General features: G+C 67.8%; 8 protein-coding genes. 2 read left to right on the plus strand and 6 right to left on the minus strand.

All coding sequences use genetic code 11. The annotated features are described in order from the left end of the window. Window positions 1-106: 106 nt before the first annotated feature. The 5 genes from AC06E9_RS03200 to AC06E9_RS03220 form a co-directional block, all read right to left on the minus strand. Window positions 107-3,232 carry an efflux RND transporter permease subunit gene (locus AC06E9_RS03200; RefSeq protein ID WP_478055463.1) on the minus strand — a complete coding sequence of 1,042 codons (3,126 nt, stop codon included), beginning with the start codon at window positions 3,230-3,232 and terminating at the stop codon, window positions 107-109. After that, window positions 3,229-4,317, minus strand: a complete 1,089-nt coding sequence (locus AC06E9_RS03205; protein WP_152152505.1) for an efflux RND transporter periplasmic adaptor subunit — start codon at window positions 4,315-4,317, stop codon at window positions 3,229-3,231. The genes AC06E9_RS03200 and AC06E9_RS03205 overlap by 4 nt, the downstream gene beginning before the upstream one ends. A gap of 248 nt (window positions 4,318-4,565) precedes the next feature. After that, window positions 4,566-6,623 carry a TonB-dependent copper receptor gene (locus tag AC06E9_RS03210; protein ID WP_478055464.1) on the minus strand — a complete coding sequence of 686 codons (2,058 nt, stop codon included), beginning with the start codon at window positions 6,621-6,623 and terminating at the stop codon, window positions 4,566-4,568. A 70-nt stretch (window positions 6,624-6,693) separates the two neighbouring features. Next, a complete protein-coding gene (locus AC06E9_RS03215) occupies window positions 6,694-7,155 on the minus strand; it encodes a hypothetical protein (RefSeq protein WP_428999833.1) in 462 nt (153 codons plus the stop codon). 247 nt (window positions 7,156-7,402) lie between these two features. Further along, the gene (locus AC06E9_RS03220; protein ID WP_121039345.1) at window positions 7,403-8,386 is read right to left on the minus strand and encodes a LysR family transcriptional regulator; all 984 of its coding nucleotides are present in this window, start codon (window positions 8,384-8,386) and stop codon (window positions 7,403-7,405) included. Window positions 8,387-8,624: 238 nt separating this feature from the next. On the opposite strand from AC06E9_RS03220, the gene cysK reads away from it, so the two are divergent. Beyond that, window positions 8,625-9,584 (plus strand): cysteine synthase A, encoded by a 960-nt coding sequence (gene cysK, locus AC06E9_RS03225; RefSeq protein WP_088432710.1) that lies wholly within the window; start codon window positions 8,625-8,627, stop codon window positions 9,582-9,584. 237 nt (window positions 9,585-9,821) lie between these two features. After that, window positions 9,822-10,421, plus strand: coding sequence for an O-acetyl-ADP-ribose deacetylase (locus AC06E9_RS03230; RefSeq protein ID WP_121039351.1), 600 nt, complete (start codon window positions 9,822-9,824; stop codon window positions 10,419-10,421). A gap of 69 nt (window positions 10,422-10,490) precedes the next feature. On the opposite strand, the gene AC06E9_RS03235 is transcribed toward AC06E9_RS03230, so the two are convergent. Continuing rightward, on the minus strand, window positions 10,491-11,495 hold the full coding sequence (locus AC06E9_RS03235) for a class I fructose-bisphosphate aldolase (protein ID WP_121039354.1): 1,005 nt from the start codon (window positions 11,493-11,495) through the stop codon (window positions 10,491-10,493). Window positions 11,496-11,617: the final 122 nt, after the last annotated feature.

Raw genomic sequence — 11,617 nt, forward strand, 5'->3', positions numbered from 1 at the left:
CAAAAGGAACGTCCCCGTCGGCTGGGACCCGGTCGATTCTCCACGATCCGCGCCGGAGTGCGTAGTGGCAATTTCGATGAATGGGCGGCAATGCCGCCCATTCGGGTCAGGCATGGCCGCCGACCGAGGGCGTTTCCGCTTCCTGGCGGGCCAGTTCACGCGCCACGGCTTCCGGCGAGCGGGTGTACGGGGCCAGCAGCGAGTAGAACGCCGGCACCACGAACAGCGACAGGAACGTGGACACGGTCACGCCGAAGATCACCACCACGCCGATCGTGCCGCGGCTGGCCGAACCCGGGCCACCGGCCACCACCAGCGGGATCGCACCGACCACGGTGGCGATGGAGGTCATCAGGATCGGGCGCAGGCGCACCATCGCCGATTCGACGATGGCCTGGTGCACGTTGCGGCCCTCATCGCGCAACTGGTTGGCGAACTCCACGATCAGGATGCCGTTCTTGGCCGCCAGGCCCACCAGCATCACGATGCCGATCTGGCTGAACAGGTTGATCGTGCCACCACTGACATACAGCCCCAGCAGCGCGCCGAGCACGCCCAGCGGCACCGTCAGCATGATCACCAGCGGGTGGATGAAGCTCTCGAACTGCGCAGCCAGCACCAGGAACACCACCAGCAGGGCCATCGCGAAGGTCAGCAGCACGGCGCTGCCCGCGTTCTGGTACTCGCGCGATTCGCCCTTCCAGCTGATCTGCGCATGCTGCGGCAGCTCTTCACTGGCCACCTGCTGGGCCCAGGCGATGGCCTCGCCCAGCGGATAGCCCGGGGCCAGGCCGGCGTTGATGGTGATCGAGCGCAGCCGGTTGAAGCGGTTGAGGCTGCCGGCTTCGGCCACTTCGCTGAGCGTGACCAGGTTGGACAGCGGGACCAGTTCGCCGCCACTGGCACGCACGCGGATCGCGGCCAGATCCGACGGCGAGGCGCGGCCGTCGCGCCCGGCCTGGACCAGCACGTCGTACTCCTCGCCGTTGTCGACGAAGGTGGTGACGCGGCGCGAGCCCATCATGGTTTCCAGCGCGCTGCCGATCGCGGTGACCGATACGCCCAGATCGGCCGCACGCTGGCGATCGATGTTCACGCGCATCTGCGGGCGGGTTTCCTTGTAATCCGAGTCCGCACCGACCAGGCCAGGGTTGTCGGCCATGCGCAGCAGCATGCGGTCACGCCACTGCGCGATCTCCGCGTATTCCGGGCCACCCAGCACGATCTGGAACGGCTGGCCCTGGCTGCGCACCAGGCCGCCACCCACCTGGGTACGCACGCGCACGCCCCGCAGGTCATTGAGGTGGGTCTGCAGCTCGGCCGCTACATCCGGGGTGGAGACATCGCGCTGACGCCAGGGCTGCAGGAACACGCTGATACGGCCGGTATGCATTTCCTCGCTGGAGCCCCAGCCGCCGGGCACGCGCGGGTTGGCACGCACGATCGGCTCATCTTCGCCGACGAAACCGGAGACGATCTTCTCGACCTGCTGGACCTGGCCGACGGTGTAATCGAAGCCCGCACCTTCCGGGCCATCGATCATGATCTGGAAGGAGCCGCGGTCTTCGGCCGGGGCCAGTTCGGAGGGCAGCACCTTGAGCAGCAGCGCGCTGGCCAGCAACGAGAGGATCATCACCACGATGTAGACCCAGGTGCGGGTCACATGCGCTTCCAGGAAACGCCCGTAGGCGGCCGACAGGCGATCCAGATTGCGGTTGATCACCCCGTGCAGGCCCTTCGGTGCCTGGCCGGTATGCGGCTTGAGCAGCTTGGAGGCCATCATCGGGGTCAGCGTGAGCGACACGAACGCCGACAGCGCCACCGCCGCGGCCAGCGCGACGGCCAGCTCGCGGAACAGGCGACCGGTGTTGCCTTCCAGGAAGCCGACCGGCAGGAACACCGCGACCAGCACCGCGGTGGTGGCGATCACCGCGAACGCCACCTGGGTGGTGCCGCGTTTGGAGGCGACCAGCGGCGGCTCGCCCAGATCGATGCGGCGCTGCACGTTCTCCACCACCACGATGGCGTCATCCACCACCAACCCGATACACAGCACCAGCGCGAGCAGGGTCAGCAGATTGATCGAGAAACCGAACGCATACAGCGCGATGAAGGCCGCGATCAGACAGACCGGCACCGTCACCGCGGGAATCAATGCGGCACGGAAACTGCCGAGGAACAGCCAGATCACCGCCAGCACCAGCAGCATCGCCTCGACCAGCGTGGCGTAGACGCGATCGACCGCGGCCTCGATGAAGGTGGTGTTGTCGAAGGCCACGAAGATGCGGGTGCCTTCCGGCAGCGTGCTGCTGATCCGGTCGGCTTCCGCGCGCGCTTCACGGGCGACATCCAGCGCGTTGGCGGTGGAGGTCTTGACGATGCCCAGGCCGATGTTCGGCTCGCCATTGCTGCGGTAGTAGGCGCGGCGCTCAGACGAGGCCAGTTCGATCTTGGCCACATCGCCCATGCGCACCACGTACCCATCAGTGCCCTTGCCCAGCGGGATGCCGGCGAAGTCCTCGGGTTTGACGTAGTTGCGCTCCACGCGCAGGGTGAAATCGCGGTCGGCCGATTCGATGCGGCCAGCCGGCAGTTCCACGTTCTCGTTGCGCAGCGCGCTTTCCACATCGCCCACGGTGAGGCCGCGCGCGGCGAGCTGGTCGCGGTCCAGCCAGATCCGCATCGCATAGCGCTGGCGGCCACCGATGCGGACCTGGGCCACGCCATCCAGGCTGGAGAAGCGGTCGACGATGTAGCGGTCGGCGTAGTCGCTCAGCTCCAGCGTATCCATCGAGGTCGAGCTCATGTTGAGCCAGATGATGGGGTCGGCGTCGCTCTCGACCTTGGCGATTTCCGGCGGCCGCGCCTCTTCGGGCATGCGGTCGGCAACGCGGCTGACCGCATCGCGCACATCGTTGGCGGCCGCTTCGATATCGCGGTTGGACGTGAATTCGATACTGACCTGCGAGCGCCCGTTGGAGCTGCGCGCGTTGATCGTATCGATGCCTTCGATGCCGGCCAGCGCATCTTCCAGTACCTGGGTGATGCGGCTTTCGATGACCGCTGCCGACGCGCCGGTGTAATCGACCGAGACCGAGACGATCGGCGGATCGATCGCAGGCAGTTCGCGCAGGGTCAAACGCGTGAATGACATGAAGCCCAGCACGACCAGCAGCAGGCTCATCACCACGGCGAAGACCGGCCGCTGGATGGAAACGTCGGAAAGCTTCATCCGGCGGTGTCCGGTTCGGCCGTCGCGGCCGCGGCCGGCGCGACCGGTGCAGCGTCCTCGGCTTGGATCTTCAGGCCCGGGCGCAGCTTGCCGGTGCCGTCCACCACGATGCGGTCACCCACGGCGAGGCCTTCGCGGATTTCCACCACACCGCTGCGGCGCCCGCCGGCGACGATGTCGGCACGCTCCACGCTCTGGTCCGGCGTGACCCGGAACACGTAGGAATCGCGTCCGACCTGGACGACCGCGATTTCAGGGATGACCAGCGCCTGGCGCTCGGGGCGGAACATGCGCACATCCAGCAGCATGCCCGGGCGCAGTGCGTGATCGGCATTGATGAAGTCCGCACGCACGGTGACCGCACGCGTGCCCGGATCCACGCGGGTATCGATGGTGGCGACCTTGCCTTCGAAGTTGCGGCCCGGATACGCCACGCTGGTCGCGTTGACCTTGTCGCCGGTGCTGAGCGAGGCCAGCTCGGCTTCGGGCACCTGGAAGTCAACGTGCATGCGCTCGATGTCATCGAGCGTGGTGATCGCGGTGCTGGGGGTGACCAGCGAACCGGCGCTGACCTGGCGGATGCCCAGCACGCCGGCGAACGGCGCACGCACCCGGCGGTCGCCGATGTCGGACTGCATTTCGCGCACGCGGGCATCAGCGGCGTCGCGGATGGCGCGCTGCGTGTCCAGCGTGGAGCTGGCCACCAGTTGCTGGGCAGCGAGTTCGCGCTGGCGCTTGTACAGCTGGTCCGCCTCCAGGAACGTGGCCTGGGCCTGCAGCAGCGCGGCTTCCTGGGCCTGGCCGCGCAGGGTGACCAGCGGCGTGCCGGCACTGACCTGCTGGCCACTTTCGAAGTGCACCGTCTCGATGATTTCGCTGACCTTGGCGGTGACCGTCACCGACTCGCGCGCCTTCGCCGTGCCCAGTGCCTGCAGCGTGTCGCTCCATGCCGAAGCCTTCACCACCTGGGTGGTGACCGGTACGGCGTCTGCCTGCCGGCGAGCGGCCTCGTCTTTACTGCCACACCCTGCCAAAGCGACCAAGGCGATGCCAGCGGCGAAGCGCGCTGCGATGCGTCCCAACATGTGATGCAATCCCGGTTGTTTCTCGACCGCCGAGTGTATAGAGGGGTCGAGCCGGGGCATATGTGCCAAGCGTTTACCGGCCTGTTCACATCTGCCGGTGACGGGCGAAGGCCTTTCCGTGCTGGGGCCTGCACAGGATGTATCGCCATGTATCGACGCATGTCGAAGTGCGCGGCACGCGCCGGGGTGTCGGATCCGGCGGCGCCGGGCGCCGGGCGGGAGACAGGTCCCCCACCCGGCCAACGTGCTCAGTAACGATAGTTCACTTTCAGCCAGGCGGTGCGGCCAGGTTCGTTGATGCGCACCGGATCGGCCGGAAAGCCGAAATCGGCGCTGCCGGCCAGGTTCAGATGCTCGCTGTAGGCGCGGTCGAACAGGTTGTCCACGCCCGCACTCACCAGCAGCGCCTCGTTGACCCGGTAGCTGGCGTTCACGGCCAGGGTGGCGAAGCCGGCGCTGGGGCCGAGATCGCGGGCGACCACGTTGCCCTGCCCCGCCGCGACCCGGCCCTGACGCGAGACCGCGCGTGCCAGCGCCCCCACGGTCCAGCGCTCGCCTTCCCAGGCGGTGCTGAGCCGGGCTTCCAGCGGCGGCATCTGCGGCAGCGCGCGGCCGTCATTGCGGTTCTCGCCCCAGGCATAGGCCAGCGTGCCGCCGAGTTTCCACTGCTGCGCCAGCTGCCACTCCGCGCCCGCCTCGGCGCCGGCAATGCGCGCATCGACATTGCTGGCCTGGCTGGTGCTGCCCATCATGCCGCCGTCGCGGTAGGTGAACAGGATGTAGTCCTGGAGGCGCCCGGCATACGCCGAGACCCAGGCGTTGAGGCGGTCGGTGCGGTACTGCAGGCCCAGATCGAGCTGGGTGGTTTTTTCCGGCTGCACGCCGGTGAAGGCGTTGATCGCGCCGGCCGGGCCGAGATTCGGCGAGAACAGTTCCCAGTAGTCGGGCATGCGCTCGCTGTGGCCGACGCCGGCGTACCAGGTCAACGCGGGTGCGATGTCGCGCTCGAACCGCACGAAGCCGCTGCCAAGGCTCTCGCGACGGGTCTGCCCGGCGGTCGGGTTCGGCATCGCCATCATGCCGGCGGTGGCGCGCTCATCCTTCACCTCGGCACGGTCGATGCGCAGGCCACCGACCCAGCGTTGCGCGGTGCCCTCGCCCAGCGTGATCTCGGTGAACGCCCCGAGGTTCCCAAAGCGTGCATCGGTACGCCACGGCTGCTGGCGGTACACGTTGCGACCCATCGCGTTGCGGCTGCGATGGCGGCTGTCCTGCGCATCCACGCCGGCCACGATGGCGATGTCCTGCCAGCGCCATTCCGAGGCGATACGCCCACCGGTGGTGCGGCGATCGACATTGGAGGCCATCGGCATCGGCATGCTGCTGGCCGGGTTCGGCGTGCGCAGCGTGTAGTTGTCCATCACGTGGTCGGCGTCGTTGTAGTAAACGTTGGCCTGCAGCTTGTCCCATGCACCGGGCAGGTTGTCCTTCTCGAAGCGGGCGGCGTAGCTGGTGCGCTTGAACGCGGCACCGTCCATGCCGCGGCCGGCGTAGCGCGCGATCGCATCGCCGGTGCCGGCCGAGAGTTCCAGCACGGTATCGGCATCAGGTATCCAGCCGACGGCGACATCGCTGTTCCACTTGCGCCACTTGGAGGGCACCACATCCCCGTTGCCGTCCTTGTAGTCATCCGATTCGGAGCGGTTGCCGTTGACGCGCACATAGCCCGGCGAAGCGCCGGCGGTGAGATCCAGCACCTGGTCATTGCGGTTGCGCGAGCCGACCAGGGCGCTGGCGTTGATATCCATGCCCGGCTGATCGAAACGCGGGGTATCGCGCTCGAAGCGCACCGTGCCGGCCGAGGCACCGGCGCCCCAGCGCACGCTCTGCGGTCCCTTGATGATGGTCAACCGATCGAAGGTTTCCGGGGCGATGTAGGACAGCGGGTTGTCCATGCGCGAGGGGCAGGCACCGATCAGATTGCCTTCGTTGCTGACGATGTTCAGGCGCGAACCGAACATGCCGCGCAGCACCGGATCGCCGTTGGTGCCGCCGTTGCGGATCGCCGAGAAGCCGGGAACCGTCTTCAGATAATCAGCGCCATCGCTGGCCGGCACCGGCTGCCGCGGCAGGCGCGGATCGGTGACCCAGTGCAGCGGCGATGAGGGCGCGGTGGCGGTGACGACCAGCGTATCGAGGGTGCGGGCGTCGTCGTTGGCGGCATGCAGCGGCAGCGCGACCAGGGCCAGCGACAGGGAAACAGACAGGCGCGTCAGTGCGCCCGCGCTGCGGGAAGAAACGTTCATGGTGGAACTCCAGAAAAGCACGCAGGCACGCGCCGCCATCACGGCGACACAGGCAGAAAAGGCGGTGGATTCAGGAGATCGCGGGCGGGCCGCGTGCGGCGTGGGCGGGCCAGCGCAGGCTGCGTGGCGTGGGCACCGCGCGCAGCACGCGCGGTGCAATGACCGGCATCGCCGGCAACAGCAGGATCAGCACCGCCAGCCACGGCATCAGCCGCGAGGCCATCATGCAGTACTCGCAGGCGTCGCCATGCCCGGCATGCTCGCTCATCGGCGGCGACGATGCGGGGGTGTCGTGGGCGCTTGGCAGGGCGTGCATCGGCATGGGCTGCATCGCCATGTCATGGCGCGCCATGTCGTGCTGCTGCATGTCGTGGTGGTGCACGTCGCGCTGCGCGATGTCGTGCTGCATGTCGTGCCCGGCGTGGGCATCGGGCGGCACCGGCATCGCGTGGGTCATGCCGGTCGGCATCAGCATCACCGGCGCCTCGGCATGCGCCTGCTGCCAGCGGCTGACCAGCGGCGCCAGCGCCATCAGCAGCGTCGCCACGAAGGCAAGCTGCAGAAAAACGGCATACGGGCGACGGCGGACGTTCACCCCGTCATGGTAGCGCCCGAGCGTTGGCCGGCCCACCCGAAGCCCTGCGACCAACCGTCGCAGCAGCCCATTTGAAGCGCCCACCAAACCCCTCACCCCCTCTGGAGAAAAGCCCCCTTCTGTTGAAGGGGGCGCGCCAACGGCGCGGGGTAGAGGGGGAATGCGCGGGCAGCCATCACCGTCGCTAGACGGTGATGGTCTGCGTCAGTGATTCCCAGGTCGGCGGCAGCGGCCAGTTGGCTTCCTGGTTGCCGTCGATCACCCGGCGCAGGTCGCGGGTGTCGATCTGTGGGGCGAGCACATGCACCAGTTCCAGCGCGTAATCGCGCAGCACGCGATCGCGCGGCAGCACGGCCCAGGCGATGCACTCGTCGATCGGCGCCGGGGCCGGCCAGGACCGCAGGTCTTCATCGCTGGCGTTGACCGCCATTTCCGCCAGCAGGCCCACGCCCAGGCCGGTGCGCACATACGTCTTGATCAGATCCGCATCGAGGGCGGTCAAGGCGATGTCCGGGGTCAGCCCGGCGCTGGCGAAGGCGCGCTGCAGCGAGGAGCTGCCGCGGGTGGAGGATTCGTAGCTGATCAGCGGGTGGCTGGCGAGCGCCTGCAGGTCCGGCGCGGCGCCCGGGCGGTCCAGCGCGTGCCCGCGCGGCACCAGCACCAGCCGGCGCCAGCGGTACAGCGGAATGGCCAGGCCGGCAGTGGGCTCACCGCCGGCGGTGCTGATGATGGCGATGTCCGCGTCGCCCTGGCTGAGCAGGTCCAGCGCGTCGCTTTCGGCAGCCTGCTGCAGATGCACGCTGACCTGCGGGTAGGCCTGCTTGATCCGCGCCACTGCCGGCGGCAGCACGAAGCGCGCCTGGGTATGCGTGGTGGTGAGCACCAGCTGGCCCTGGCTTTCACGGCGCTGGTTGGCCGCATAGGTGCGGATGTTGTTGGCCTCGCCCAGGACAGCGCGGGCGCGGCCGATCACTTCCACGCCGGCCGGGGTCACCGCTTCCAGGCTGCGGCCCTTGCGCACGAACAGCAGGAACCCGAGTTCATCCTCCAGCTGCTTGAGCTGTTTGGACAGGCCGGGCTGGGTGGCGTGCACACGGGACGCCGCCAGCGTGATGTTCAGCTCGGCGTCGGCAATGGCGACCAGGTAGCGAAGTTGGGTCAGCGTCATGGGCGGGCGATACGGCGCATGGAGAGGGGCCATCCGACTGTAGGGCAAATGCCGTCACCAGCTTATAACCAAACGTTGTTTAAGAAGGTAATCAGGTCATTTCGCGCGGTCATATGCCAGCGGTACGGTCTGACCGACCCCGGCCCGGCCGCGCGCGGGCGCCTTGCGCCGCCACCGGCCCGACCCTTTCCCCTGCCGCACGGCCCCCGGGCGGCAACGACTTCTGCGGAGCATTCCCATGGCCCTGTACGACTCCATCCTGGACACCATCGGCAACACCCCGGTGGTGCGCCTGCACCGTCTCGCCCCCGAGCACGTCACCCTGTATGCGAAGGTCGAGTCGTTCAATCCCGGCGGCTCGGTCAAGGACCGCCTGGCGCTGGCGATCATTCTCGACGCCGAGGCCAAGGGCCTGCTCAAGCCCGGCGATACCATCGTGGAAGCGACCTCGGGCAACACCGGCGTGGCGCTGGCGATGGTGGCCGCCGCGCGCGGCTACAAGTTCGTGGCCACGATGGTGGAGACCTTCTCGATCGAGCGCCGCAAGCTCATGCGCGCCTACGGCGCCAAGGTGATCCTGACCCCGGCCGCCGAGCGCGGCTCGGGCATGGTCCGCCGTGCGAAGGAACTGGCCGAGGAACACGGCTGGTTCCTGGCCAGCCAGTTCGCCAACCCTGCCAACCCCGCCTATCACCGCAACACCACGGCGCCGGAAATCCTGCGCGACTTCGCCGGCAAGCGGCTGGACTACTTCGTGACCGGTTGGGGCACCGGCGGCACCCTGACCGGCGTCGGCGAAGTGCTCAAGGTCGCGCGACCCGACACCCGCATCGTCGCCACCGAGCCGGAAGGCGCCGCCCTGCTCAAGGGCGATGAGTGGAAGCCGCACAAGATCCAGGGCTGGACGCCCGACTTCGTGCCGGAAGTGCTCAACCGCGGTGTCTACGATGAACTGCTGACCATCGACGACGCGCGCGCCATCGAGACCTCGCGCCGGCTCGCGGCCGAGGAAGGCATCTTCGTGGGCATCTCGGCCGGTGCCACGGTCGCCAGCGCGCTGGATATCGCCGCCAAGGCCGCACCCGGCGCGGTGATCCTGGCGATGCTGCCCGACACGGGTGAGCGCTACTTCTCCACCCCGCTGTTTGCCGACATCAACGAAGGCTCCGATGACGACTGGCTGGCCGGTCTGCCCTGATCTGCCCGTTGGTCCGCAGGAAGGAAGCGCCCGCCCTGATCGGCGGGCGTTTTGCATGGGGCGCTTCATCTGCGGTGAAGCGATCCGGCGGCATCGTGTGAAGGTCAGCCAGCGCTCGCCGGGTCGCACTGCCTGAGACGACGATGACGCAGCCTAGATGTCCTGCAGGTTACGGTGCAGGTCAGGCACGTCATTTCGTTGTATGGACCCGGTATCAGTACGTAAGGAGCGGTACGCATGAAGATCGAAGTGTGGCAGGGCGACATCACGACCCTGGCGGTGGATGCGATCGTCAATGCGGCCAACGAATCCCTGCTGGGCGGCGGCGGCGTGGACGGCGCGATCCATCGCGCGGCCGGTCCGCAGCTGCTCGACGCCTGCCGCGCCCTGCCGGAGATCCGCCCCGGCATGCGCTGCCCGACCGGTGAGGTGCGCCAGACGCCCGCCTTCGAGCTCCCGGCCAGGCATGTGTTCCACACCGTCGGCCCGGTCTGGCAGGACGGTCTGCGCGACGAGCCGGCGCTGCTGGCCAATTGCTACTGGAAATCGCTGCAGCTGGCCGAAAAGCTGGATCTGGAATCGATCGCCTTCCCGGCGATCAGCTGCGGCGTGTTCGGCTATCCGCTGCACCAGGCCGCCCACATCGCCGCCACCGAAACCCTGACCTGGCAGCGCTCGCATCGCCAGCCGCGCCGGATCATCCTGGTGGCCTACAACGCGGCGACGTACAAGGCCTACCAGTCGGCGCTGGCCGCGCTGGGTCAGCCGGTCGAACCGTCAACCTCGGCGATCTTCGCGCCACTGGCGCTCGGGTTGCCGCCGGCGGCGGCGCACTGAGCAGACCACCGCGCAAACAAAAACGCCGGCACAAGGCCGGCGTTTCCGTTGACGGTGGTCAGGCGTGAATCAGCCGTTCCACTTGCCCAGGGCGGCCTGGCCGTTTTCCTTGGCGCGATCGAAGATCGTCTGCTGCGCCTTGGCAACGTTGGCCTTGGTGTCCTTGGCCCACAGCTTCAGCGCGGCCTGCTGCATGGCGCGGCCGTAGGAGAAGCTCAGCGGCCACGGCAGGTTGCCCATCTGGTTCATGGCGTTCAGATGCGCGGTGGACTGCTCATCGCTCTGGCCACCGGACAGGAACACCACGCCCGGCAGGATCGCCGGCACGGTGCTCTTGAGGCACATCACGGTCGACTCGGCCACTTCCTCGACGTCGGCCTGCTCTTCGCAGCCCTTGCCGGAGATGACCATCGAGGCCTTCAGGATGGTGCCTTCCAGCAGCACGTTCTGCTGGTACAGCGCGTCGAACAGCGAACGCAGGGTGGCTTCGGTGACTTCGTAGCAGGTCTCGATGTCGTGGTCGCCGTCCATGATCACTTCCGGCTCGACCATCGGCACCAGGCCGCATTCCTGGCACAGCGCCGCATAACGGGCCAGCGCGTGGGCGTTGGACTCGATGCAGGTGCCCGACGGGATGCTTTCACCGATGTTGATGACTGCACGCCACTTGGCGAAGCGCGCACCCAGCTTGTAGTACTCCTGCAGGCGCTCGCGCAGGCCGTCCAGGCCTTCGGTGACCAGCTCGCCCGGGCAGCCGGCCAGGGCATGGGCGCCCTTGTCGACCTTGATGCCCGGAATGATGCCCTGGGCGGCCATGTACTTGGCGAACGGGACGCCGTCCTTGGTGGACTGACGGATGGTCTCGTCGTACAGGATCGCGCCGGAGATGTGCTCGTTCAGCTTGGGCGTGGTGAGCAGCAGTTCGCGGTAGGCGCGACGGTTCTCCTCGGTGTTCTCCAGGCCGACGCTGGCGAAGCGCTTGCCGATGGTGCCGGTGGATTCGTCGATCGCGATGATGCCCTTGCCCGGGGCGACCATGGCCTGTGCGGTTTCAGCCAGCTGTTCGATGCTCATGTACTTCCTGTGGCGGGTGCGGGAAAACGCCAATTATAGACCCCGCCTCCCGTGAACTGGCCGTCCACGGAATCTGGAAACGATTCCATCCCTAAACGGGCCCAGGGGAGCGAATGTGTCTG

The organism is Stenotrophomonas sp. Steno-Z10-BAI, from assembly GCF_056393115.1.

Excerpts from the sequence above, each read along its gene's own strand:
- AC06E9_RS03200 (WP_478055463.1), bottom strand. The coding sequence starts at position 3,232 with ATGAAGCTTTCCGACGTTTCCATCCAGCGGCCGGTCTTCGCCGTGGTG.
- AC06E9_RS03205 (WP_152152505.1), bottom strand. The coding sequence starts at position 4,317 with ATGTTGGGACGCATCGCAGCGCGCTTCGCCGCTGGCATCGCCTTGGTC.
- AC06E9_RS03210 (WP_478055464.1), bottom strand. The coding sequence starts at position 6,623 with ATGAACGTTTCTTCCCGCAGCGCGGGCGCACTGACGCGCCTGTCTGTT.
- AC06E9_RS03215 (WP_428999833.1), bottom strand. The coding sequence starts at position 7,155 with ATGGCGCTGGCGCCGCTGGTCAGCCGCTGGCAGCAGGCGCATGCCGAG.
- AC06E9_RS03220 (WP_121039345.1), bottom strand. The coding sequence starts at position 8,386 with ATGACGCTGACCCAACTTCGCTACCTGGTCGCCATTGCCGACGCCGAG.
- cysK (WP_088432710.1), top strand. The coding sequence starts at position 8,625 with ATGGCCCTGTACGACTCCATCCTGGACACCATCGGCAACACCCCGGTG.
- AC06E9_RS03230 (WP_121039351.1), top strand. The coding sequence starts at position 9,822 with ATGAAGATCGAAGTGTGGCAGGGCGACATCACGACCCTGGCGGTGGAT.
- AC06E9_RS03235 (WP_121039354.1), bottom strand. The coding sequence starts at position 11,495 with ATGAGCATCGAACAGCTGGCTGAAACCGCACAGGCCATGGTCGCCCCG.